This is a genomic window from Azorhizobium sp. AG788, from assembly GCF_943371865.1.
Lineage (GTDB): Bacteria > Pseudomonadota > Alphaproteobacteria > Rhizobiales > Xanthobacteraceae > Azorhizobium.
In genome coordinates this window covers 1-23,746 of record NZ_CALRWL010000031.1, presented here as the reverse complement: position 1 = coordinate 23,746, position 23,746 = coordinate 1, and the positions used below count along the sequence as shown (strand labels likewise).

Annotated in this window: 26 protein-coding genes; 15 read left to right on the top strand and 11 right to left on the bottom strand. The window is 67.7% G+C overall.

Translation table 11 applies throughout. The annotated features are described in order from the left end of the window. Positions 1-53 precede the first annotated feature (53 nt). From AAG816_RS17440 to AAG816_RS17425, 4 genes are all read right to left on the bottom strand, one after another. Complete coding sequence (locus AAG816_RS17440) at positions 54-1,619, bottom strand: GMC family oxidoreductase (protein WP_341990936.1); 1,566 nt, start codon at positions 1,617-1,619, stop codon at positions 54-56. Positions 1,620-1,681: 62 nt separating this feature from the next. Beyond that, complete coding sequence (locus AAG816_RS17435; RefSeq protein WP_341990935.1) at positions 1,682-2,218, bottom strand: gluconate 2-dehydrogenase subunit 3 family protein; 537 nt, start codon at positions 2,216-2,218, stop codon at positions 1,682-1,684. An 84-nt stretch (positions 2,219-2,302) separates the two neighbouring features. Next, positions 2,303-2,698, bottom strand: coding sequence for a VOC family protein (locus tag AAG816_RS17430; RefSeq protein WP_341990934.1), 396 nt, complete (start codon positions 2,696-2,698; stop codon positions 2,303-2,305). Next, positions 2,698-2,832, bottom strand: a complete 135-nt coding sequence (locus AAG816_RS17425; RefSeq protein WP_341990933.1) for a hypothetical protein — start codon at positions 2,830-2,832, stop codon at positions 2,698-2,700. The genes AAG816_RS17430 and AAG816_RS17425 overlap by 1 nt, the downstream gene beginning before the upstream one ends. 264 nt (positions 2,833-3,096) lie before the next feature. Here AAG816_RS17425 and AAG816_RS17420 point away from each other — a divergent pair, with 264 nt between their 5' ends. From AAG816_RS17420 to AAG816_RS17395, 6 genes are all read left to right on the top strand, one after another. Continuing rightward, entirely contained in the window at positions 3,097-3,405 is a 309-nt protein-coding gene (locus AAG816_RS17420; protein WP_341990932.1) for a DUF2852 domain-containing protein, read from the top strand. Beyond that, a complete protein-coding gene (locus tag AAG816_RS17415) occupies positions 3,359-4,192 on the top strand; it encodes an SDR family oxidoreductase (RefSeq protein WP_341990931.1) in 834 nt (277 codons plus the stop codon). The genes AAG816_RS17420 and AAG816_RS17415 overlap by 47 nt, the downstream gene beginning before the upstream one ends. A gap of 177 nt (positions 4,193-4,369) precedes the next feature. Then, on the top strand, positions 4,370-5,218 hold the full coding sequence (gene pdxY / locus AAG816_RS17410) for a pyridoxal kinase PdxY (RefSeq protein WP_341990930.1): 849 nt from the start codon (positions 4,370-4,372) through the stop codon (positions 5,216-5,218). 82 nt (positions 5,219-5,300) lie between these two features. Then, on the top strand, positions 5,301-6,197 hold the full coding sequence (locus tag AAG816_RS17405; protein WP_341990929.1) for a PhzF family phenazine biosynthesis protein: 897 nt from the start codon (positions 5,301-5,303) through the stop codon (positions 6,195-6,197). A 179-nt stretch (positions 6,198-6,376) separates the two neighbouring features. Further along, complete coding sequence (locus tag AAG816_RS17400; protein WP_341990928.1) at positions 6,377-7,477, top strand: alkene reductase; 1,101 nt, start codon at positions 6,377-6,379, stop codon at positions 7,475-7,477. Further along, the gene (locus tag AAG816_RS17395) at positions 7,474-8,211 is read left to right on the top strand and encodes an NUDIX hydrolase (protein WP_341990927.1); all 738 of its coding nucleotides are present in this window, start codon (positions 7,474-7,476) and stop codon (positions 8,209-8,211) included. The genes AAG816_RS17400 and AAG816_RS17395 overlap by 4 nt, the downstream gene beginning before the upstream one ends. Before the next feature lie 2 nt (positions 8,212-8,213). Here AAG816_RS17395 and AAG816_RS17390 read toward each other — a convergent pair whose 3' ends face one another. Beyond that, positions 8,214-8,843 carry a MarC family protein gene (locus tag AAG816_RS17390; RefSeq protein WP_341990926.1) on the bottom strand — a complete coding sequence of 210 codons (630 nt, stop codon included), beginning with the start codon at positions 8,841-8,843 and terminating at the stop codon, positions 8,214-8,216. A 214-nt stretch (positions 8,844-9,057) separates the two neighbouring features. On the opposite strand from AAG816_RS17390, the gene AAG816_RS17385 reads away from it, so the two are divergent. Next, positions 9,058-9,594: an NADPH-dependent FMN reductase gene (locus AAG816_RS17385; RefSeq protein ID WP_341990925.1), complete on the top strand. Its 537-nt coding sequence runs from the start codon at positions 9,058-9,060 to the stop codon at positions 9,592-9,594. A gap of 35 nt (positions 9,595-9,629) precedes the next feature. Here AAG816_RS17385 and queD read toward each other — a convergent pair whose 3' ends face one another. Further along, positions 9,630-9,986 (bottom strand): 6-carboxytetrahydropterin synthase QueD, encoded by a 357-nt coding sequence (queD, locus tag AAG816_RS17380; RefSeq protein WP_341990924.1) that lies wholly within the window; start codon positions 9,984-9,986, stop codon positions 9,630-9,632. A 67-nt stretch (positions 9,987-10,053) separates the two neighbouring features. After that, positions 10,054-10,689 (bottom strand): 7-carboxy-7-deazaguanine synthase, encoded by a 636-nt coding sequence (gene queE / locus AAG816_RS17375; protein WP_341990923.1) that lies wholly within the window; start codon positions 10,687-10,689, stop codon positions 10,054-10,056. Positions 10,690-10,930: 241 nt separating this feature from the next. Here queE and AAG816_RS17370 point away from each other — a divergent pair, with 241 nt between their 5' ends. From AAG816_RS17370 to bioB, 6 genes are all read left to right on the top strand, one after another. Then, on the top strand, positions 10,931-11,878 hold the full coding sequence (locus tag AAG816_RS17370; protein ID WP_341990922.1) for a ring-cleaving dioxygenase: 948 nt from the start codon (positions 10,931-10,933) through the stop codon (positions 11,876-11,878). A gap of 93 nt (positions 11,879-11,971) precedes the next feature. Further along, positions 11,972-12,628: a GntR family transcriptional regulator gene (locus tag AAG816_RS17365; RefSeq protein ID WP_341990921.1), complete on the top strand. Its 657-nt coding sequence runs from the start codon at positions 11,972-11,974 to the stop codon at positions 12,626-12,628. A gap of 164 nt (positions 12,629-12,792) precedes the next feature. Further along, entirely contained in the window at positions 12,793-13,905 is a 1,113-nt protein-coding gene (locus AAG816_RS17360) for a serine hydrolase domain-containing protein (protein WP_341990920.1), read from the top strand. Next, the gene (locus AAG816_RS17355) at positions 13,902-14,159 is read left to right on the top strand and encodes a hypothetical protein (protein WP_341990919.1); all 258 of its coding nucleotides are present in this window, start codon (positions 13,902-13,904) and stop codon (positions 14,157-14,159) included. Before AAG816_RS17360 ends, AAG816_RS17355 begins: the two co-directional genes overlap by 4 nt. A 760-nt stretch (positions 14,160-14,919) precedes the next feature. Next, on the top strand, positions 14,920-15,516 hold the full coding sequence (locus AAG816_RS17350) for a biotin transporter BioY (RefSeq protein ID WP_341990918.1): 597 nt from the start codon (positions 14,920-14,922) through the stop codon (positions 15,514-15,516). Next, entirely contained in the window at positions 15,513-16,505 is a 993-nt protein-coding gene (gene bioB, locus AAG816_RS17345) for a biotin synthase BioB (RefSeq protein WP_341990917.1), read from the top strand. Before AAG816_RS17350 ends, bioB begins: the two co-directional genes overlap by 4 nt. A 31-nt stretch (positions 16,506-16,536) precedes the next feature. Here bioB and egtD read toward each other — a convergent pair whose 3' ends face one another. Together egtD and egtB are read right to left on the bottom strand one after the other, a co-directional pair. Further along, positions 16,537-17,505, bottom strand: a complete 969-nt coding sequence (gene egtD, locus AAG816_RS17340) for an L-histidine N(alpha)-methyltransferase (protein ID WP_341990916.1) — start codon at positions 17,503-17,505, stop codon at positions 16,537-16,539. A 15-nt stretch (positions 17,506-17,520) separates the two neighbouring features. Continuing rightward, positions 17,521-18,807, bottom strand: coding sequence for an ergothioneine biosynthesis protein EgtB (egtB, locus tag AAG816_RS17335; protein ID WP_341990915.1), 1,287 nt, complete (start codon positions 18,805-18,807; stop codon positions 17,521-17,523). Positions 18,808-19,089: 282 nt separating this feature from the next. Between egtB and AAG816_RS17330 the strand changes: the two genes are divergently transcribed. Then, on the top strand, positions 19,090-20,169 hold the full coding sequence (locus tag AAG816_RS17330; protein ID WP_341990914.1) for an NUDIX hydrolase: 1,080 nt from the start codon (positions 19,090-19,092) through the stop codon (positions 20,167-20,169). A gap of 73 nt (positions 20,170-20,242) precedes the next feature. Here the strand turns inward: AAG816_RS17330 and AAG816_RS17325 are convergent, their stop codons facing one another. Together AAG816_RS17325 and AAG816_RS17320 are read right to left on the bottom strand one after the other, a co-directional pair. Next, positions 20,243-21,136 (bottom strand): amidohydrolase family protein, encoded by an 894-nt coding sequence (locus tag AAG816_RS17325; RefSeq protein ID WP_341990913.1) that lies wholly within the window; start codon positions 21,134-21,136, stop codon positions 20,243-20,245. Between the two features lie 10 nt (positions 21,137-21,146). Then, entirely contained in the window at positions 21,147-22,859 is a 1,713-nt protein-coding gene (locus AAG816_RS17320; RefSeq protein WP_341990912.1) for an IlvD/Edd family dehydratase, read from the bottom strand. Positions 22,860-23,050: 191 nt separating this feature from the next. Between AAG816_RS17320 and AAG816_RS17315 the strand changes: the two genes are divergently transcribed. Continuing rightward, positions 23,051-23,746 (top strand): extracellular solute-binding protein (locus tag AAG816_RS17315; protein ID WP_341990911.1); only part of this gene is annotated, 696 nt, incomplete at its 3' end.

The window sequence follows — 23,746 nt, the reverse complement described above, 5'->3', positions numbered from 1 at the left end:
ACCGTGCGCATGAGACAGCCGGGCTGGGACAGGCCAGCCCGGGGCGTTGATGTTCAGATGTCCTTGCGGCCCATGAGCCCGGCAATGTGGTCGGCCTGACGGACGGCCAGGGCGACGATGGTCAGCGTCGGGTTGCAGGCGGCGCTGGTGGTGAACTGGCTGCCGTCGGAGACGAACAGATTCTTGATGTCGTGGGTCTGGCCGAATTTGTTGACCACGCCGTCGCGGGGCTTCTCGCTCATGCGGTTGGTGCCAAGATTATGCGTGCTCGGGTAGGGCGTGGTGGGATAGGTCTGGATCGCCCCCACCGCCTCATAGAGCGCCGCCCCCTGCTTGTAGCCATGGTTGCGCATGGCGATGTCGTTGGGGTGGTCGTCATAATGCACATTGGCCACCGGCAGGCCGAACTTGTCCTTCTCCTTGTCCAGGGTGATGCGGTTGGTCTCCTGCGGCATGTCCTCGCCCACCAGCCACATGCCGGCCATGCGCGGATAATTCTCCATGGCGGCAGTGAACGGCCGGCCCCAGGCACCGGGATTGAGGAAGGCGGCCATGAACGGCAGCCCCAGCGACAGGGTCTCCATCTCATAGCCACCGACGAAGCCGCGCCCCGGATCGTTGCGGGCCTCGTCGCGCACGATGCCGGCCATGGTGGTGCCGCGATACATATGCACCGACTTGTCGAACGCGGCATAGACCGAGCCGGTGACATGGCGCATGTAGTTCCTCCCCACCTGACCGGAGGAATTGGCCAGGCCATCGGGATATTTTGCTGAGGCGCTGTTCAGCAGCAGGCGCGGGCTCTCAATGGAATTGCCCGCCACCGCCACCACGCGGGCCTTCTGCCGCTGGGTGGTGCCGTTGGCGTCAAAATAGACCACGCCGGTGACCTTGCCGGTGGCGTCGTGCTCGATTTTGGCCACATGGCAATTGGGCCGCACTTCCAGATTGCCGGTGGCCTCGCCCTTGGGGATTTCCGTGTAGAGCGTGGACCATTTGGCGCCGGACTTGCAGCCCTGGAAGCAGAAGCCGATCTGCTGGCAGGCGCCGCGGTCATCGCGGGGCTGGCTGTTGATGGCCATGCGCCCGGTGGAGAAATCCTTGTAGCCCACCTTGCGGGCGCCGGCCTCCAGCACCTTCTCATTGTTGTTGCCGGGCAGGCCGGGAATGCCGTTGGTGCGGGTCACGCCCATGCGATCCTCGGCCTTGGCGTACCAGGGATCCAGTTCCGCCTTGGTGAGCGGCCAGTCCAAGAGATTGGCGCCCTTGAGCCCGCCATAGGTGGAGGCGACCTTGAACTCGTGCTCATCAAAGCGCAGCGAGGCGCCGGCCCAATGGACCGTGGAGCCGCCCACGGACTTGACGATCCAGGCCGGCAGATTGGGAAAGTCCTTCGCCACCCGCCAGGAGCCGGAGGACACGCGCATGTCGGTCCAGGCGAGCTGGGCGAAGCTCTCCCATTCGTCATTGACGAAATCCTGGATTTCGTTGCGCGCCCCGGCCTCCAGGATCACCACCTTGATGCCCTTCTGGGCCAACTCATTGCCCAGCGTGCCGCCGCCCGCGCCGGAGCCGATGATGACGACGACCCCATCATCTTTCTGATCGAACTGTGCCATTGGGTGCCTCCCGGCAATGCTGTTTTGTAGTTTTCTATTGTTTGATTATGGGACGGGCCGGCTCACGCCTTGGGCAGCCAGTCGATGTCGTCGAAGCCGCGGTTCAGGTAGCCGCCCTTGTCGGCGGAGGCGCCCTCATAGCCGAACTTCGGCCACAGCTCCTTCTGGTTGTAGAGCGACACCACCAGATCGCCACGCACGGCCTTGAAGAAGGCTGTGGCCTCGATGCTGCGCAGTAGCGCCACCCGGTCCGCCTCCCAGGCCACATCCACATAGGCCTGGCCGTGGGCGGCGCGGGCGGCGGCATCGAGCTGCTTCACCCCGCCCTCCAGCATGATCTTGACCTTCGGATCAGCAGCGGCCTTGGCATTCCAGGGCGTGACCGCGGCGATGTAATAGCTGTCCACCAGGAAATCGTGCGGATAGATGTCGCGGGCCGCCTTCACCAAGGTCTTCAACGTGGCGGGCTGCAAGGTTCCGCCCTCCGCCCAGGCCTCGCTGGCGAGACCTGTGGCGATGGCGGCGGCGGGAACCGAGGCTGCCGCCGCCTTCAGCACGAAACGGCGGCTATAGCGGCTGCGGGGATCGACTTCTCTCATGGGGGCCTCCCTAGGCGATGCTTTGATATTGGCGCTTGGCGTTTTGCGCGTTGTGTTTGACGTCTGCCCTTGGCGGGGCCGTTCTCAGAGGAAGCGGCCACCCCGCTCGATCACTTCGGTGCGGTAGCCGTCCGGGTCGGAGATGAAGAAGAAGCGGGCGAGCGTTCGGCCGTCATGCTGGAAATCGCGGATCGGTCCGGGGGCGAGGCCTGCGGCGGCAAGGCGCGCATGCTCGGCCTCCACGGAGGCCACCGTCACCGCCACATGGCCGTAGCCATCGCCGAGCACATAGGGCTCGGTGCGGTCGTAATTGACCGTGAGTTCAACTTCGAACGGGCTTTCCTCGCCGCGCAGATACACCAAAGCGAAAGTGCCGAAATCAAACCGCTCGGCCAGCGTCAGGCCGAAGGCGGTCTCGTAGAAGGCCCGGGCGCGCGTCTCGTCGAGGACGCGCAGCATGACATGGACGGGCTTGGCCATCAGTGAAGCTCCTTGAGATCATCGATCACGGCGGCGCGGACCGCCGGATGGGGGTGCCGATACGGCATGGTGGCGCCGGGGCGCGGCGTCTGCGTCGAAACCGCATTGGTCAGCAGCGTCCACGCCTGTCGCATGTGTCCTCCCGCTGTGAGTCTGATGGGAGTATGGGCGCGGGAATCGCGCGCTTGGTAGTAGCGGGCTGTGAAGGGGCGGAAGCGGACAATGTCGGCGGTCACGTCCCGTTGAGGGCGCGGGGGAGCGCCCTTGACAGGCGTTGCAGATGCAATATGTGAATGTGCGTTACATTTACATATGGAGTGACTGCCATGTCCTGCTGTTCGTTCACCTCCCGCCGGGCCGGCGGCCCCGGTCGGTGGAAGGGGTGGGAAATCGCCGCCATGGTGGCGGGCTTCATCATCTTCTGGCCGCTGGGCCTGGCGATGATTTTCTACAAGAAGCTCCGCCGGAGCCCGGATCGGCCTTTGTTTGACTTGCGTTTGGGGCCGCTTTCCCGCGATACCGGAAATGTCGCGTTCGAGGCGTACAAGGCGGATGAGATCCGTCGTCTCGAAGAGGAGCGGCGGACGCTGGCGGCGGAACAAGGGGCGTTCGAGGATTTCCTCGACGACCTGAAGCGCGCCAAGGACCGGGAGCAGTTTGATGCCTACATGGCCCGGCGGCATGCGCAGCGGGGGGACGTCCGGTGACGAAGGCCCCCTGGCCATCGTGACCGGGGCCAGCAGCGGCATCGGCTACGAAATCGCCCGCCTGCTGGCCCATGATGGCTATCGCCTGCTGCTGGTGGCCCGCGATCCAGCTCGACTGGAAGCCGCCGCCGCCAGCCTGCGGGCCGGCAATGGCGGTCGCCGGCTGATCGAGACCCATGTGGTGGATCTGGCCGATCCCGATGGTCTCGATGAGATGGCGTGTTTTGCCAATACGCTGTGCCCCGACGTGCTGGTGAACAATGCCGGCTTTGGCGGCTATGGCCCCTTTGCCCGCACCGGCATCGCCCGCGAGGTGGAGATGATCGCCACCAATGTCACCGCCCTGACCGTGCTGGCCAAGGCGGTGCTGCCGCCCATGCTGGAGCGCGGCTCCGGCCGCATTCTCAATGTGGGCTCCACCGCCAGCTTTGCGCCGGGGCCGTTCGCCGCGGTCTATGCGGCCACCAAGGCCTATGTCCTGTCCTTCTCCGAGGCTCTATCGGAGGAAACCCGCGGCAGTGGCGTCACCGTCACCGCTCTGTGCCCCGGCCCCACCCACACCGCTTTCGCCGCCCGCGCGGGCATGGGCGAGACCCGGGTGTTCAAGGGCGCGGTGGCCGATGCGGAGGGCGTGGCCAAGATCGGATACCAGGCCATGCGCGCCGGAAAGCCGGTGGCGGTGCCGGGGCTGTTGAACCAACTGCTGGTGTTCATGGTGCGCCTCGTCCCGCGCGCGCTGGTGGTGCAGATGTCGCGGCGGGAATTCACCCTCGACGGCGGGAAATGACCTTAGGGCAAGTCACCCAAGGACAAATGAGGGCAGGAATGACGGTGGAGATGTGCGTCCGGCAGTGACCCTTGGGCCACATCAGCGCGGCAGCTGCCGTCCATCAGCAGAATCCATTTGTCGCCGCCAGCGCCGCGGGGTAACGGCGGGGATCGTTCCCCCCGCCTTGGCTCGCCCATGAACATCCTGTCGATCCAGTCCCATGTGGCCTTCGGGCATGTGGGCAACGCCTCCGCCGTGTTCCCGCTGCAGCGGCTGGGGGTGGAGGTGTGGCCGATCCACACCGTGCAATTCTCCAATCACACCGGCTATGGCGCCTGGCGCGGCCAGGTGTTCGAGGCGCAGGTGATCGACGATCTGGTGGAAGGCATCGCCGAGCGCGGCCAACTGGCGCGCTGCGACGGCGTCCTGTCCGGCTATATGGGGTCTGCAGATATCGGCGCGGCCATCCTGCGGGCGGTGGCCAAGGTGCGCGCGGCCAATCCGCGGGCGGATTATTGCTGCGATCCGGTGATCGGCGATGTGGGCCGCGGCGTGTTCGTGCGGCCGGGCATCCCGGAATTCATGCGCGAGCAGGCGGTGCCCGCCGCCGATGTCATCACCCCCAACCAGTTCGAGCTGGAACTGCTCTCCGGCCGCCCGGTCCAGACCCGCGCGGACGCGGTCGCCGCCTGCGAGGTCCTGCGCGCAACCGGACCAAAGGTGGTGCTGGTGACCAGCCTCCACACCCAGGAAACCCCGGACACGTCGCTGGACATGCTGGCCTGTGGCCCGGACGGGCGCTTCCTGGTGCGCACGCCGCGCCTGGATGTGTCGCTCAATGGGGCGGGGGATGCGATCGCGGCGCTGTTCTTCTTCCATTGGAAGCGCTCGGGCAGTACGGCGCTGGCGCTCGGGGCGGCGGCGTCGTCCATCTATGGCCTGCTGTCGCGCACCCATGAGGCCGGCGCGCGCGAATTGCTGTTGGTGGATGCCCAGGACGAGTTCGTGCGGCCCACACGGGTCTTCACGGCAGAGGCCATTTAAGGCCACACTCGTTAGACGCGCGGAATCGCGCAACGACGCTGCGCATCTTCCGCCTGATGTTTCTCCGGTTGGACTTCCGCTTATGCCCCGCCGCTACGTGATCCTCGACGTCTTCACCGAACGGCCGCTGGGCGGCAATCCCCTGGCCGTGGTGCTGGATTCCCAGGGCCTGGACGACGCGGCGATGCAGCACATCACCCGCGAGTTCAATCTGTCCGAGACGGTGTTCGTGCTGCCGCCCCGCGACCCCAACCACCGGGCCCGCCTGCGCATCTTCACCTGCGCCCATGAACTGCCCTTCGCCGGTCATCCCACGGTGGGCGCCGCCGTGGCGCTGGCGCTGGAGACCCGCCTGAGCAGCGGCACCATGCTGCTGGAGGAAACGGTGGGCACCTTGCGCTGCGAGGTGGCCACCCAGGGGCAGGCCTCCCGTAAGGGCAATGCCACCTTCATCGTCCCCCGGCAGAGTGTCCTGGAGGAGGTGGAGGTGTCGCGCCAGCAATGCGCCGACGCGCTGTCCCTGAGTCTCGCGGACATCGGCTTCGACGCGCATCGCCCGGTGGTGGCCTCCGCCGGTGTGCCGTTCCTGTTCGTGCCGGTGGCCAATCTCACCGCCTTGGCACGGGCGCGCATGGACGAGGTGGCCTTCATCCGCAGCCTCGGCGCCTTTGGCGAAGCCATGTATCTCTACACGATCGATGACGAGGGCGACGCCGACTTCCGCTCGCGCATGTTCTCCCCCGGCCTCGGCATCGTCGAGGATCCGGCCACGGGTGCTGCGGCAGCCGCCTTCCCGGCGGTGCTGATGGATGCGGAGGCGCGGGTGGATGCCAAGCACCGGGTGCGCATCGACCAGGGTTTTGAAATGGGGCGGCCCAGCCGCATCAATCTGGGCTTCACGGTCAAGGGCGGCGTGGTCACCGAGGCGACCATCGGCGGCGCGGCGGTGGTGATCGCCGAGGGCGTGCTTCACGTTTGAGAGAGGGGCGCGGGCCGCGGCCCCTGATCGGCGCGCAACGGCTGCTTTTTTAGTCGCTGCCACTTGGTGGGGGCGACTGCCGATCTATCTATGGTGCATCGCACCCACGCGACTGTCCCGGTCGCGCGGCGGCTTGCTTCGGCGTCGCTGCCCCGGTCAGTCCATTGAAAGGTCCCTCCATGAGCCACAAAACGGCGACCCTGTTCGACCCCTATACCCTTGGCGACCTGACCCTGCCCAACCGCATCGTCATGGCGCCGCTGACGCGCAACCGCGCTGGCGCCGGCCAGGTGGTCACGGACCTGACCGCGCAATATTATGCCCAGCGCGCCAGCGCCGGCCTGCTGATTACCGAAGCCAGCCAGATCAGCCCCGAGGGCCAGGGTTACCAGGACACGCCAGGCATCTATTCCCCCGAGCAGATCGCCGGCTGGAAGACGGTGACGAAGGCGGTGCATGACGCCGGCGGCCGCATCTTTCTCCAGGCCTGGCATGTGGGGCGCATCTCGCACACCTCGCTGCAGCCCGGCGGCAAAGCCCCGGTGGCGCCGTCCGCGATCCGCGCCAACACCAAGACCTTCGTCAACAACACCTTCACCGATGTCTCCGAGCCCCGCGCCCTGGAGCTATCCGAGATTCCGGCTTTGGTGGAGAGCTATCGGGTGGCCGCGGCCAACACCATTGCCGCCGGCTTCGACGGCATCGAGATCCATGCCGCCAATGGCTATCTGCTGGACCAGTTCCTCCGCGACGGCGCCAACAAGCGGACCGATGCCTACGGCGGCTCGATCGAGAACCGCTCGCGCCTGCTGCTGGAGGTCATGGCGGCGGTGATCAAGGAAATCGGCGCCGAGCGTACCGCGCTGCGCCTGTCTCCGGTCAGCCCGGCCAATGACCTGACCGACAGCAATCCGCAGCCTTTGTTCAACTATCTGATCGAACAACTGGAATTGTTGAAGCCGGTCTATATCCATGTGGTCGAGGGCGCCACCGGCGGCCCGCGCGACGTGGCGCCGGACTTCGATTTCGAGGCCCTGCGCCAGCGTTACAGCGGCGCCTGGATGGCCAACAACGGCTATGACCGGGCCTTGGCCGACAAGGTCCTGGCGGACGGCAAGGCGGACTTGATCGCCTTCGGCCGCCCGTTCATCGCCAATCCCGATCTGGTGGAGCGCCTGCGCGCCAACGCACCGCTCACTGAGGTGGATCGCGATACGCTCTATGGCGGCGGCGCCCATGGCTATACCGACTATCCGGCCCTGGAAACGGCGGCCGCGTGACCTTCGCGCCGCTCCATGCCGCCGGCGCCTTGCTGGTGGCCTCCATCTCCCGGCTCGACCTTCGGGTCGAGCCGGGGCTCTGGACCGAGGCCGAGGCCCACCGCCCGGCCATCGATGCGCATTTTGCCCAGCGCCAGGCGGCCATTCCGCAATTGTGGAACGGGCGGGTGCTGGTGATGCGCCACTTCGCTCTGGAGCGCGACGTTCTGCGCGGCGGCTTCATTGAGACCGATTTTGCCAGCTTCCTGTGGTGGCGCGACCATGGCTGGTCGCCGGAATTCAAGGTGTTCAACACCTTCGGTCTGGCTGCCCTGGAAGGCTCTGACGGCGGCTTCGTGCTGGGCGTCATGGCGCCTTGGACCGCAGCGGCGGGGCGCATCTATTTTCCCGGCGGTACCCCCGATTTGTCCGACGTGACACCCATGGGCACCGTGGATCTTGAAGCCAGCGTCCGGCGTGAGCTGACCGAGGAAACCGGCCTCACCGGCGCCGATATCGCCCGCGACGCTGGCTGGATCCTGGTGGAAGACGGCCCGCGCATCGCCTTGCTGCGTCGCCTGGTGGCGCATGAGCCGGCGGAGACGCTGGCGGTCCGTATCCGCGCCGGGCTGGCGACGCAGACCGATCCCGAACTCAGCGCCATTCATGTGGTGCGGGCGCCGGCGGACCTGCTGCCGCAAGTCACTGCGTTTTCAGCCGCTTACATGCTGCACCGCTGGGCGGTGGCGGGCTGAGCTCAGATCGGCGGCAGGTTCAGCCAGCGGGCCATGGCGGTGAGCACCACGTCCACCGAGAAGGCGGCGATCACAATGCCCATGATGCGGCGCACCAGATTGGTGCCGCTGCTGCCGATGATCCGGGTGATGTAGTCGCCGGCCAGGAAGGTGAGCAGCAGCACGCCCATCATTGCCGCCACCACCGCCACCGTCACCCCTTGATCCAGATAGCTATGGCGATTGTTGTCGCTGAGCAGGACCACCGACAGGATCGCCCCCGGCCCGGCGATGGTGGGCGTCGCCAGCGGATAGATGGCCAGTGCCGTCAGGGTCTTGTCGTCGCTCAGGCCGGCAGGGCGCTTGGGCTCGGAAAAGATCATGGTGAGGGAAAAGGCGAACAGGATCAGCCCGCCGGCGATCTGGAACGACAGGATCGAGATGCCCATGGCATGAAGCAGCGCTTGGCCGAGCACGGCGAAGAACACCAGGATCAGGAACGCGAACCCGACGCTCAGCACCGCCAGCCGCCGCCGTTCCGCGACGGTCTGCTCGCCGGTGAGGGCCACGAACAGCGACAGATGGCCGATGGGCTCCAGCAGCGCATAGAGCGTCACGAACTGGGTCACGAACAGGTTCAGATGCTGCTGCATGGCGGGTCCTTCGCGGCCGGCGGGCGCAATCCGCAAAGCGGGTGCGTGGCCGGCGCTCGTGCCCTATCCTGAAAGCGCCCGCCCGTCATCCCGAAGACGGTGTGACGCGGGAACGCCTTGGGGCCCCTACCGTTGAGGTCCAGCTAGAGCGCGATCCCGTCAGATCGCGCCCGAGGATGATCCGGGCTCCGTGCCCGATACGAGGGAGATGAACATGGCTTGGGCTGTCTGGGTGGGAAGCGTGCGCAAGGGCTCCTACAACGCCGCTTTGGCGCGGGCTTTGCCCGAACTGGCGCCGCAGGGGGTGAGCTTCGATTTCCTGCCCTCGGTGGCCACCTTGCCGATCTATGACGCCGACGTAGAGGCCGAGGGCTTTCCCGCCGTGGTGGAGGCCACCGGCGCGGCGATCGCCGCCGCCGAGGCGCTGGTGATCGTCACGCCGGAATATAATTACTCGATCCCCGGCGGGCTGAAGAATGCGCTCGACTGGGTCTCGCGCCTGCCGAGCAAGCCTTTGGGGCGCAAGCCGATCCTGATCCAGTCCGCCTCCATGGGGGTGATCGGCGGCGCGCGGGCGCAATATCACCTGCGCCAAGTGCTGGTGGCCGTGGACGGACGGGTGTTCAACACGCCGGAAGTGATGGTGGGCCGGGTGCAGACGCTCCTCACCGACGGCACCTTGACCGATGAGGGCACCAAGACCTTCATCGCCAAGCAGCTCAAGGCGTTTTCCGAGTTCATCGGCCGCTGAACGGAGAGGGCGGGGGGCTCAGCGCCCCCCAATCTTCAGCGCCCCTCGTATTCCGCCCAGGACAGCGGGGTCTCGAACACCCGCACCGTGGCGAGCGCCGGCAGCAAGGGCTTGGCGCGGTCCCAGATCCAGATGGCGATGTGTTCGGCGGTGGGGTTTTCCAGCCCCTCCACCTCATTGAGGCAATAGTGATCCAGCCGCGCCAGCAGCGGCGAAAAGGCGGCTTCCACGTCGAAGAAGTCCACCACGAAGCCGCTATGGGCATCCACCTCGCCCTCCAGCACCAGTTCCACCCGATAGGAATGGCCATGCATGCGGAAGCAGCGATGGGTCGCCGGCACGTGGGGCAGGCGGTGGGCGGCTTCGAAGGTGAAGGCTTGGGTGATCTTCATGGCGCGGCCGGCTGGAGGCTTTCTGGACAGGTGAGGGACACGGGATCGCGGTCTTGGGGCCGGAGCCTTAAGGAATACCGATGATCTTATGGGTCTGGAGGCTCAGGCGCCATTGCGGATTGTCGAGGCAATAGGTGACCACCGCTTGGGTATTGGCACCCCGCTCCGGGCCGTCCATGGGTTGCAGGAAGAAATGGGCGAAATCGAGCCCCGCCACCTGCTCCGGCAGCAAGGTGGGCTGGGGAAATACCAGCTTCAGCTCGCTGCCCGAGGTGAGCACCAGCGGCGCGCCGGCCTTGGGGCTGACGCAGATCCAGTCGACGCCGTCCGGCGGCTGCAAGGTGCCGTTGGTCTCGATGGCGATCTCGAAGCCGTGGGCGTGCACCGCCGCCACCAGCTCCGAATCCAGTTGCAGCAAGGGTTCGCCGCCGGTGAACACCACATAACGCTTGCCGCCGGGGGCAGTCCCCCAGGTCTTGGCGATGGCATCCGCCAGATCCTGCGCGGTCTGGAACCGGCCGCCGCCTTCGCCATCCATGCCGATGAAGTCGGTATCGCAGAAGCGGCAGACCGCTTCGGCGCGGTCTTCCTCGCGGCCGGACCACAGGTTGCAGCCGGCAAAGCGGCAGAACACCGACGCCCGGCCCGCCTGGGCGCCCTCGCCCTGGAGGGTCTTGAAGATTTCTTTCACCGCATAGGCCATGGCGCCATGCCTTAGCGGCGGAGCGCGGGAACTGGCAAGGGGCGGGGACGCAGAGCGCCCCTGTGGATCTCGATCATTGCATGGGCGCAATATGCAATTGCGGTTGTGCGATCTGATTGGTCTTTCATGCAAGATGGAGAGGGCTTATCTCAGATCCAGCACTTCACCGCCGCGCTCTGGCCCCCGGCCAGAGCATCCGGCCAAGGGGATCTGTCATGCGACACATCCCGGAGGATGGAACATGCAATTCACCGGAATTCACCATTTGACCGCCGTGTCGGCCGATGCGTCCGCCAACCACCGTTTCTACACCCAGACCTTGGGGATGCGGCTGGTGAAGAAGACCGTGAACCAGGACGACACATCCGCTTATCACCTGTTCTATGCCGACGGCGAAGGCAGCCCCGGCACCGACATCACCTTTTTCGAGTGGCCGGTGGGCCGCGAGCGCCGCGGCAACCATGCGGTGGTGCGCACCGGGCTGCGGGTGAAGGACGAGGCGGCGCTGGCCTATTGGCTGGAGCGCTTCAAGGCCACCGGCGTCGCCCATGACGAGATCGTGTTGCGTGACAATCGCCCGACCCTCGATTTCGAGGATGGCGAAGGCCAGCGTCTCAGCCTCGTCACCGACAACGGCAGCGGCCCCGGCATCCCCTGGGACCGCAGCCCGGTGGCGGCGGACCTGCAGATCCGCGGCCTCGGCCCCATCACCATGAGCGTGCCGGACCTCAAGCCCACCGATGCGGTGCTGACCGCCTTGATGAACATGCGCCAGGTGCGCAGCTTCACCGGTGCCGACGGCCTCACCACTCATGTCTATGAGATGGGCGAGGGCGGGCCGGCGGCGGAATTGCAGGTGCGGGTCGATCCCAAGCTGGCGCCGGGCCGGCAGGGGGCGGGCGGGGTGCATCATGTGGCGTTCCGGGTACCGACCTTGGAAGACTATGACCGCTGGACCGCGCGGCTGAAGGAACTGGGCGTGCCCTCCAGCGGGCCGGTGGATCGGTTCTATTTCCGCAGCCTCTACTTCCGCGAGCCCAATGGGGTGCTGTTCGAACTGGCCACCGACGCGCCGGGCTTCGCCTCGGACGAGCCGTTGGCGTCCCTCGGCGAAAGCCTGTCCCTGCCGCCGTTCCTGGAAGCGCGGCGCCGGGAGATCGAAGCCGGCATCAAGCCGCTCTCGGCCTGAACCGGGCGTTCGGTCCCCATCATCCCCGGCGCGGCTCGCCCGCGCCGGGGCGTCCCCCTCGACGCCAGAGCGGGGCCGAATTATCTATAATAGATGAGCGCGAGTCCCGACGACACCATTGCCACCCGCATCAGCCGTACCCTGGCGGAGCGCATCGTCTCCGGCGTCATCGCCCCCGGCGAGCGGCTGCGGCAGGATCATCTGGCGGAAGAATTCGGCGCCAGCCATGTGCCGGTGCGCGAGGCGTTCCGCCGGCTGGAGGCGCAGGGCCTGGTGGTGAGCGAGCCGCGCCGCGGCGTGCGGGTGGCCGGCTTCAGCCTCGCCGACGTGAATGAAGTGGCGCAGATGCGCGCCGCGCTGGAGGTGCTGGCCCTGCGCCATGCGGCCCCGCATCTCACCGCCGCCATTCTCGACGCGGCCGAAGAGGCCACCCGCGCCGGCGACAAGGCCAGCGACGTGCAGGCCTGGGAAGAGGCCAATCGCGCCTTCCACCGCCTCATTCTCACTCCCTGCGCCATGCCCCGGCTGCTCAAATCGGTGGATGACCTGCACATGGCCTCGGCCCGCTTCCTGTTCTCCGGCTGGCGTGCGGAATGGGAAGCCCCCACCGACCGCGACCATCGGGCGATCCTCGGCGCCCTGCGCGCCGGCCAAGTGGAAACCGCCGCCGCGGTGCTGAGCCGGCATGTCTCCTGGATCGGCCAGAAGCCGAAGTCCGGGCGGGCTGCGGGGGTGGCGGGGGTGCGCTGAGGGACGGGGCGCGGACAGAGTGTCGCCTTGGTCCCTCGCCATATCTGGGCGGGTGTCCTCCGAGACCGGCAGGCAGGACATGGAGGCCGGGCCTTGTCGGGATGAGAGCCGCAGGCTTGGCAGGGCTGCTCCTGGCCGCTGCGCCGATGACAGGACGTCGCGCCTTGGCCGCAGACACTCTTCCCACCGACGCCGAAATCTCAGCTGTGCTCACGACCCGCGTCGAGACCGAGCGCCGCGCCAGCGGCATCGTGGTCGGGGTCATCGACGCCCAAGGCCGGCGCGTGATCGCCTGTGGCGCCCCCGGTTCCGGCGGTCGCCCCCTGGATGGCAAGACCGCATTTGAGATCGGCTCCGTGACCAAGGTGTTCACGTCGCTGCTTCTGGCCGACATGGTCCGGTGCGGCGAGGTGGCCCTGGACGATCCCGCCGCGACCTATCTGCCGCCCGGTATGACCTTGCCGGAGCGCGACGGCACGCCAATCACGCTGCTGGATCTTGCCACCCACACCTCCGGCCTGCCGCGCCTGCCGGGCAATCTCAAGCCCCGAGACCCGGCCGATCCTTATGCCGGCTATAGCGATGCGAAGCTCTATGACGGCCTGCGCGGCGCGCGGCTGAACAGTCCGCCCGGCGCGGCCTATGTCTATTCCAACCTGGGCGCGGGCCTGCTGGGCCAGCTGCTGGCGCGGCGGGCGGGCCTGCCCTATGCGGACCTGATCACGGCGCGCATCACCGGGCCGCTGGGCCTGACGGACACGGCGATCACCCTGTCGCCGGAGCAGACGCTTCGCCGGGCCGTCGGCCACGATGAGGGCCTGTCGCCCGTCGGTTCTTGGACCATGGACAGCCTGGCCGGGGCCGGTGGCCTCTCTTCCACCGCCGACGACCTGCTGGTCTTCCTGGCTGCCGCGCTGGGCTATGACCAGACGCCGCTGCACGGCGCCATGGCCGACCAATTGGTGCCACGCCGCCCGGCCGGCGCGGGGACGCTGGTTGCCCTGGGATGGCACATCTCGCCGATCCCCGGCGGTGAGATCGTCTGGCACAATGGCGGCACCGGCGGCTTTCGCAGCTTCGTCGGCTTCGACCGCGCCCGCAGCATTGGCGTGGTCGTGCTGGTGGACACCGCCAGCGCGGTGGGCGGCGATGACATCGCCCTGCACCTGCTGGCCGGTGCCCCGCTCAGCAAGCCCGCGCCCGTGCGCCAGGCCGTGGCGGCCGGTGCCAGGTTCGTGGAACGATGCGTCGGCCGCTATCTGCGGCGCCGAGGGTGAGTGTCCTCGTCACCGGGCGGGACGCCCATTGGTCGGCCCGCTTTGCCGTGCTGCGCGTCTCGGCTTCGGCGCTTGTGCCCTCCGGCTGGCGGGCGGAATGGGAAGCCCCCACCGACCGCGATCACCGCACGATCCTCGGCGCCCTGCGCGCCGGCCAAGTGGAAACCGCCGCCGCGGTGCTGAGCCGGCATGTGTTGTGGGTCGGCCAGAGGCCGAAGGCGGGCAAAGCGTCCGGGGTGGTGGGGCCACGCTGAGGGACGGGGCGCTCGGACGAAGGGGCTTTGGTGCGATGGTGCTCGGGCTTGAGTCCAAGTGGGGGGCTTCCCCTCTGGAGGGCGGTCCGACGTGCTGTGAGAAGACCGTGCAGCCGCGCCATGAGGCTGCCGCGCTTCATATGGCTGGCCGTTTCACCCCCCTCCCCAACCCTCCCCCGCAAGGGGGGAGGGGGTGCCGGCCGCTGGCGGCACGGCTTGGGCAAGGGCTGCGGCGGTGCAAAGGCTGCGGTGGTGCAAGGACTGCGGTGGCGCAATGACTGCAGTGGTGAAAGACCAGTAGTGGCGCAGGGGCGAGTCCGCCCATCGCCGTCCGATATGCACTTTCGGCCTTTTGGTCCCCGTCCAAGCGGCATGAGCGCGACCGTTGCGCCCGCGCGCCGCACCCCCTCCCCCCTTGCGGGGGAGGGCTGGGGAGGGGGGTGAAACGGCCGGGGCTTGGACAGCGCTCACCCGCGTGCGCGACGAGCCCTCGGGGCGCGATATGCCATGCCGCATCCCAGCCCCCGGCCGGAGGCACGCGCACCTTGAGGCGCGCAGAGGCCGTGCCCCATCCCGGTCGGTGGCCGCGCGCCTCGCGCAGGCGCGGCTGAAAATTATGCCCCAGCAAGACGTTAATTCCTGCTCCGCGTGTCGCTGACTGGGCGCCCGGCGGCGCCCCCTTGCCAGCCTCATACTTTTATGGCGTCAATTAGCGATAGGAATCACAAATTATCTATAATTTTTCCGAAGGAGTGCATCCATGCGCGACACCGCTGCCCCCACGCCCTCATCTCCCAGCTGGCATTCCAGTGCCCGCATCGCGCCGCTGGCCGGGCAGGCGGCGGTCGCCGTTGCCGGCGCGGCGCTCATGACCCTGGCGGCCAAGACCCAGATTCCGTTCTGGCCGGTGCCCATGACGTTGCAGACCCTGGCGGTGATGGGGTTCGCCGTGGCGCTGGGGCCGCAGCGGGCGGTGGCGATCCTGCTCACCTATCTGGCGGCGGGGGCGCTGGGCCTGCCGGTGTTCTCGGGGACGCCCGAGCGGGGCATCGGGCTCGCTTACATGGTGGGGCCGACCGGTGGCTATCTGCTGGGCTATCTCACCGCCGCCGGACTGGTGGGCGCGCTGGCGCGCGGTCGCGGCCCGCTGGGCCAGGGGCTCGCCATGCTGGTGGGGCTGGTGCCGGTCTATGGCCTCGGGGTGATGTGGCTGGCGACCTTCGTGCCCGCCGGCAAGCTGCTGGCGCTGGGCGTGACGCCGTTCCTGTTCGGCGATCTGGTGAAGATCGCGCTGATCACGGTGGTCGCGGCTCTGGTGCCGGAAAGTCTCACGCGCCGGCTGGGGCGGTTCCTGTGAGCGGCGCCGACGGCATCATCCGCCACGACTGGACGCTGGATGAGATCATCGCCTTGCACCAGTTGCCGCTGCTGGAACTGGTGGGCCGCGCCAGCGCGGTGCATGGCGCCCATCACGATCCCAACCGGGTGCAGAAGGCGAGCCTGCTGTCCATCAAGACCGGCGGCTGTCCGGAGGATTGCGCTTATTGCCCGCAATCGGCCCATCATCGCGAGGTGGATCTCACCCGCGACCTGCTGATGGACCCGGACGCGGTGGTGGCCATGGCCGCCACCGCCAAGGCGGCGGGGGCCGAGCGCTTCTGCATGGGCGCCGCCTGGCGCGAGGTGCGCGATGGCAAGGCGTTCGATGCGGTCGTCGCCATGGTGGCGGGCGTGCGGGCGCTGGAGATGGAAGCCTGCGTCACCTTGGGCATGCTCAAGCCGCATCAGGCGGAACGGCTCGCTGCCGCCGGGCTCACCGCCTACAACCACAATCTCGATACCGGGCCGGATTATTACGGCGCCATCATCACCACCCGCACCTATGAGGACCGGCTGAAGACCCTGGCCACGGTGCGGGCGGCGGGCATCGATCTGTGCTGCGGCGGCATCATCGGCATGGGCGAGAGCGTGCGGGATCGCGCCGGCATGCTGCACATATTGGCGGGATTTGCGCCCCATCCGGAAAGCGTGCCCATCAATGCTTTGGTGCCGGTGGCGGGTACGCCCTTGGCGCAGCGCCCGCCCGTGGACCCGCTCGATCTGGTGCGCATGGTGGCCACGGCGCGGCTGGTGATGCCCACCGCCACCATCCGCCTGTCGGCGGGCCGCTCCAGCCTCACTCGCGAGGCGCAGGTGCTGTGCCTGGTGGCGGGGGCGAACTCGGTTTTCTATGGTGAGACGCTGCTCACCACGCCCAATGCGGGCATTGGCGAGGATGCCGACTTGTTCGCGGCCCTCGCGGCGCAGCCGGTGGAAACCCAGCCGGTCGAACGCCGCTGCGCCTGAGCGGGGCCGCCCGCGCGGCGGCCCCTTTCGCTCAGCCGGCGAGGATATGCACGCTGAACAGGCCGGCGGGGTCGGTGAGCACCGCTTGCGAGGTCCAGCCGGCGCTTTCCGCCAGCTCGGTGAAGCCGGCGGCGGTGTATTTGTAGCTGGACTCGGTGTGCAGATTTTCGCCTTCGGCGAAGCTGAACGTGCGCCCATTGAGGTGCACCACCTGCGGGCGTCGGCTCACCAGATGCATTTCGATGCGGCTGGCGGGGGCATTGAATACGGCGCGGTGGCTGAAGGCCGCCACATCGAAATCCGTGCCCAATTCGCGATTGGCCCGGTGCAGCAGGTTCAGATTGAAGCGGGCGGTGACGCCGGCCGCATCATTATAAGCGGCGTGGAGCACGCGGGGATCCTTCACCAGATCCACCCCCACCACCATGTGCGCGCCAGCGCCCAGGGTGTCCTTGGCATTGGCCAAGAAGCGGCGGGCGTCCTCGGGGTCGAAATTGCCGATGGTGGAGCCGGGGAAAAAGCCCACCAGCGGGCGCCCCCACACCGCATCGGGCAAGGCGAACGGCTGGGTGAAATCCGCCGCCACCGGCAGCACGGTGAGGCCGGGCACGTCGGCGCGCAGGGCCTGCGCCGCCTCTTCCAGGAAGTCGCGGGAAATATCCACCGGCACATAAGCTGAGAGATCGCGCAGATGGCTCAGCAGCAGGCGCACCTTGGTGCTGGAGCCGCTGCCGAATTCCACCAGCGCCGCCCCCGCCGGCACCAGGGCGGCGATGTCGGCGGCATGGGTGGTGAGGATCTCCACCTCGGTGCGGGTGGGGTAATATTCCGGCAGTTCGGTGATGTCCTCGAACAGGGCCGAGCCCACCGCATCGTAGAAATATTTCGGCGCCAGGCGCTTGGGGGTGGCGGCGAGGCCGCGCGCCAGGTCGGCGGCGAAGCTGCCGGACGCGGCATCGATGTCGGGTGAGGGCGCGAGCGGGGCGGTCTGGGGCTGCATGGGATCTTTCCGCGGTCAGAGCGTTTCGTCGGCGAGGCGCAGGCCGGTGAACTGCCACCGCTGGTGGGGATGGAAGAAATTGCGATAGGTGGGCCGGGCATGGCCGTCGGGCGTCGCCAGCGAGGAGCCGCGCAGCACCATCTGATTGACCATGAACTTGCCGTTATATTCGCCCAGCGCGCCGGGCGCGGCGCGATAGCCGGGATAGGCGCTGTACGCGCTGCGGGTCCATTGCCACACCACCCCGAAGGCGTCGTCCATGAGACCCTGGTGGGCTGCCACCTCGAACGCCTGCTCGGTGGGCAAGGAGCGGCCGGCGAAGCGGGCAAAGGCATCGGCCTCATAATAGCTGACGTGGCAGACCGGGGCTTCCAGATCCACCGGGCGCAGGCCGCCGAGGCTCATGGCGTGCCAGGCGCCGTCGATCCAGTGCCAGTAGAGCGGGGCGTCCCAGCCCTGGGCCTGGCAGGTGGCCCAGCCTTCGGACAGCCACAAGAGCGGGTCCAGATATCCGCCGGCCTGCATGAAGGCGAGCCAGTCGCCGTTGGTCACCAAGGGCGTGGCGATGCGGGTGGGCGGCAGGAGGAAGCGGTGGGCCGGGCCTTCATTGTCGAACGAGAAGCCGGCCGCCGGCGTGCCGTCATGGCCGATGCGGTGAATGCCGGCGGTGATCTCCCCCTCATGGCCGAGGCCGCTGTCGCGGCGGGCGCCGGGCATCTGCCAGCGCGGGTCATAGGCGGGAAACAGCGGGTTGTAGGAGAAAGCGTGCAGGATGTCGGTGAGCATCAGCTCCTGGTGCTGCTGCTCGTGATGGAGGCCGATCTCCATCAGCGGGGCGAGGGTCGCCAGCAAGCTCTCGTCCGCTTCGCCCAGCAGGCGCATCACCGCCCCATCCACATGGGCGCGATAATCGGCCACCTCGGCGGCGCTGGGGCGGGTGATCAGGCCGCGATTGGGGCGGTCATAGCGCGGGCCGGCGGAGACATAATAGGAATTGTACAGATAGGCGAAGCGCGGATCGAAGGTCACATAATCGGGCGCGTGTTCGCCAAGGATGAACTGCTCGAAGAACCAGGTGGTGTGGGCGCGATGCCATTTGATCGGGCTGGCATCGGGCATGGACTGGATCACCTGCTCCTCGGCGGAGAGGGGGGCCGCCCGGCGCTCGGTCTCATCGCGCACGGCGCGGAACCGGGCCAGGAGATCGGGCGTTGATGCGCGATGGGGAGCGCCCGGAATGGCGGCGGCATGGCCCCTGGCGGGGAATTCGCCCCACGAGGGCGTCGGGTCGCTCAAGGCCATGGATGGATCTCCGAAGGATAAACACAAGATACGCGCAAATCTTGTCTACAGATGGGGCAAAGATGTCCGGTTCCAAGTGTTGCAGCGCAGCAAAAATGGGAGTTGGGCCTGGGCTTGCGGCATCCAGCGCCGCGGCGCTGGCCGGCTTTTCCTCCCATTCGCTTAACGCTTCAGCGTTCGCGCCTGTTCCCTAGGCAATCCGGGGCGGGGAATGGCCGGTGTTTGTGCTGGTCGTGCGGCCGCAGGATTCTAATATGACAAACGAATCACGAAAGGCGCGCCATGAAATCGGTGCCCAGCCCCCGCGGAACCCGCAGGGTCCAGTACGCCGCCCTTCCTTATCGCCAAAGACAGGACGGGGAGATCCAGATCCGGCTCATCACCTCGCGGGAAACCCGCCGCTGGGTGATCCCGAAGGGCTGGCCCATGAAGGACCTGTCGCCCAGCAAGGCGGCGGCGCGCGAAGCCTATGAGGAAGCTGGCCTGCTCGGGAGCATCTCCAGCGAGCCGCTGGGATTGTACAGCTATGACAAGCGCCTGACGCTCAAGACGGTGCCGTGCGACGTCATGGTGTTCCCGCTGAAGGTGAAGCGCTATGTGAAGAAATGGCCGGAGCGCTCGGAGCGGTTCGGCTTCTGGTTCTCGGTGGAAAGCGCGGCGGCGGCGGTGCAGGAGGAGGACCTGCGCCTCATCATCCTGGCGTTCGGCGATCTCATGGCGGCGCGCTTCGCCGAGAAGCGCTCGCGTCAGCCAGCGGACGCCGCGCGCGCGCCGATGGAAGACGCGCCCCCGGCGCCAAAGGCGAAAAAGGCCGCCAAGCTGAAGACCGCGCTGGTGGCAGAGGCCAAAGGCACGGCCAAGAAAGCGAAGGCGGAGGCCACCGACGGCCGCGTGCCGGCAGATGACGCGGACACCGCGCCCGGTGCCAAGCCGGGCAAGGCGAAAGCCGCCAAGGCCGGCGCCGCGCCGGTTGCGGCCGAGGCTGGAGCGGCGGCGGCGAAAGCCGGCAAGGCGGCGGGAAAGGCTGCGGCCAAATCCGGGGCGAAGGCATCCGGGGGCAAGGGACCCGGAGGGAAGACGTCCGCGGGCAAGGCATCCGGAGGCAAGGCATCCGGAGGGAAGCCCGGCTCCGGGAAAGCGGTCCTGGAGACCGCCGCGCGTCCGGCCGGCGACGACCCGGCCGGCGATGCGCCACCGGCCAAGCAGAGCGACGGGGCGTCCGCCCCGGTCAAGGGCAAGGCCAAGGCGCAGCGGGCGGTGACGGTGTCGGAGCCGGCGCAGCACAAGGCGTGGTCGGCGGCGGAGGAACCCGTCCGCCTGCCGCCCATCGAGCCCTCCACCTTGCGGCCGACCCGTCACTGAGGATCGGCCGCAACCGAGACCGGTGCAGCCCGAACGCTGAAACGGCGCGCTGGGGCCGGTGCGCTGGAACGCGCTACCGGCTGCCATCCGCCCAATAGAGCGCGTGCGGATTGTCCACCAGCACCTGCCGGCGCAGAGCCGGGGTGGGGAGCCACACGGTCGCCAATTCGGCCAGAGCCACACTGTCCGGCATGGCCTCCCACAGTTCGCAATGGGGCCAGTCGCTGGCCCACACCAGCCGATCGGGCCGCGCCGCCACCAGCGCGGCGATGAACGGATCGAGGGCGGGGAAGGGCGCGGCGCCGGCGCCCAGGCGATAGGGGGCCGAGAGCTTCACCCAGGCCTTGCCGCTTTCCAGCACCCGCAGCAGGCCCTGGAAGCCCGGCGCCGCCACCGTGCGGGCGGGTTGCACGAAGCCCAGATGGTCGATCACCACCGGCACCGGGCAGGCGGCCACCAGCCCGGCCAGATCGTCCACGCTCTGGATGTCGATCTGCAACTGGAGATGCCAGCCCAGAGGGGCGATCCGCGCCGCCAGCCGGGTCATCTCGCTCAGCGGCAAGCCGCCGGGATTGCGGCGGTTGATGCGGATGCCGCGCACCCCGGCCGCGTGCAGGCGCTCCAGTTCCGTCTGCGGCAGGTCCGCCGGCACCACCACCACGGCGCGGAGCCGCTGCGGATCGCTGGCCAGCGCCGCCAGCAACGCGCTGTTGTCGGTGCCATAGACGCTGGGCTGCACCAGCACCGCACGGTCGATGCCGGTCTTGGCCATGAGGGCACCATAGGCGGAGAGGTCCGCCGGCTGCGGCGTGTAATTGCGCACCGCCACCAGGGGAAAGTCCTCCGGCGCGCCGAACACATGGATGTGGCAGTCGCAGGTGCCCGGCGGCAGCCGCGCGCTGAGCGCCCGGTCAGGCGGGAGCGGCGGCAGGCACAGCGGTGCGTCCGGTCGTGAATCTGTGCTCATGAGCGCGGGCTCATGAGCTCTGGATGCCGTCGCGGCGCAGGAAGTCGAAGTCGCAGCCTTCGTCCGCCTGGAGCACCGCCTGGTCGAACAATTGCGCATAGCCGCGCGTGGGTGTAGCCCGCGGCGGCTGGAGCGCCAGCGCCGCGCGGCGGGTCTCCAGCTCGGCCTCATCCACCAAGAGATCGATGCGCCGGCCGGCCACATCCAGGCGGATCAGGTCGCCATTGGCCACCAGGGCCAGCGGCCCGCCCACGGCGGATTCCGGCGTCATGTGCAGCACGATGGTGCCGAAGGCGGTGCCGCTCATGCGCGCATCGGAAATGCGCACCATGTCCTTCACCCCCTGGCGGCCGAGCTTCTTGGGGATGGGCAGATAGCCCGCTTCCGGCATGCCCGGCGCGCCCTTGGGGCCGGTGTTGCGCAGCACCAGCACGTCGTCCGCGCTCACGTCCAGGTCCGGATCATCCACGCGGGCGGCCATGTCCTCCACGGATTCGAACACCACCGCCCGGCCGGTGTGCTGGAGCAGGCGCGCAGTGGCGGCGGCATGCTTGATCAGCGCCCCGCGCGGCGCCAGATTGCCGTGCAGCACCGCCATGGAGCCTTCGCCGCGAATGGGGTTGGTGCGCGGGCGGATCACATCCTGGCCGGGCACATCCTCGGCGCCCGCCACCCAATCGCCCAGGGTCTCGCCGGTGACGGTGCGGGCGGACAGATCGATCAGGCCGTCCAGTTGCGACAGCAGTTTGGGCAGGCCGCCGGCATGGTGGAAGTGCTCCATATAATGGGCGCCGGTGGGTTTGAGATCCACCAGCACCGGCACCTCGCGGCCGATCTCATCCAGGATGCCGAGGTCAAAGCCATGCGGCGTGCGGTTGGCGATGGCGGTGAGGTGGATGACGCCATTGGTGGAGCCGCCGATGGCCTGGAGCACCACGGCGGCATTGCGGAACGCCGCCGGGGTCAGGAGATCGCTGGGCTTGGGGCCGCCGGTCCGGGCCATGTCCGCCGCCACCTTGCCGCTGGCTTCCGCCAGACGGATGCGCTCCGCATGGGGGGCGGGGATGGTGGCGCTCATGGGCAGCGACAGGCCCATGGCTTCGGTGATGCAGGCCATGGTGCTGGCGGTGCCCATGACCATGCAGGTGCCCACCGAGGGCGCCAGCCGGCTGTTGACGATCTCGATCTCTTCCGCATCGATCTCGCCGGCGCGATGGGCGCTCCACAGGCGGCGGCAATCGGTGCAGGCGCCCAGCACTTCGCCGCGATGATGGCCCACCACCATGGGCCCCACCGGCACCACGATGGTGGGCAGGTTGGCACTGGCGGCGGCCATGATCTGCGCCGGCAGGGTCTTGTCGCAGCCGCCGATGACCACCACCGCGTCCATGGGCTGGGCGCGGATCATCTCTTCCGTATCCATCGCCATGAGGTTGCGCAGGAACATGGAGGTGGGGTGGGCGAAGCTCTCGTGAATGGAAATGGTGGGGAACACCATGGGCATGGCGCCGGCGAGCATGACGCCGCGCTTCACCGCTTCCACCAGTGCCGGCACGTTGCCGTGGCAGGGGTTGAAGTCGCTATAGGTGTTGGTGATGCCGACGATGGGGCGGTCCAGCGCGTCGTCCGAATAGCCCATGGCCTTGATGAACGCCTTGCGCAGGAACAGCGCGAAGCCTTCGTCGCCATAGCTGGTCAATCCCTTGCGGAGCCCCTTGGCCATCCGTTTCTCTCCCTGCGGCTGATCACGGCCAGCTTGTGGGCACCGTATCGTGCGACGGATTATTGTCAATAATATCGGCGCCGCTCGCGCTTCCTATGCGGAATCTTCGGCTGAATCGTACATAATTATTGACAATATCCTGAGCCCGAGGCCTCCTTCGGCAAAACAAAACAACGGGAGGAGATCAGCCAATGAAGTGGGGTGATATGGGTTGTGCGGCACTCGTCGCCGCAACTTTGCTCGGATCGGTGGGCGGCGCCGCGGCGCAGGCCACACAGATCAACATGTGGAGCAACTGGCCGGATGAGCCGGCCAAGAAGGACTGGGTCACCGCCCGCGTCCGCGCCTTCGAGACCGCCAATCCGCAATGTTCGGTGAAGCTGAGCTTCATCCCCAAGGCGGATATCTACACCCAGGCCAAATCCGCCGTGCGCACCGGGCAGGCCCCCGACATCTTCTATCTGGAGCCGGACCAGCCGGAATTCCTGGCCGGCGGCTTCCTGGAGCCGCTGGACGATTATATCGACCTTGCGGGCCTGGAAGACTGGGCCAAGCCGGCCTGGACCTCCAAGGGCAAGGTCTATGGCCTGCCGGTGGAGGCCTATACGGTCGAACTCTATTACAACAAGGATCTGGTGAAGAAAGTCGGCGTGGATGTGCCGGCCAATTTCCAGCTCACCCAGGCGCAATTCACCGATCTGGTGAAGAAGGGCGTCGCCGCGGGCATCACCCCCATCTCCCAGGGCGTGGGCGACCGGCCGTTTCCCGGCGGGCTGATGCTGTATGAATCCCTGCTGCGCAAGCTGGGGCCGGACGAATACAACCGGCTGCTGATCGGCCGCTTATCCTACAAGGATCCCCGCGTCGTCGAGGTGATGACCTGGATG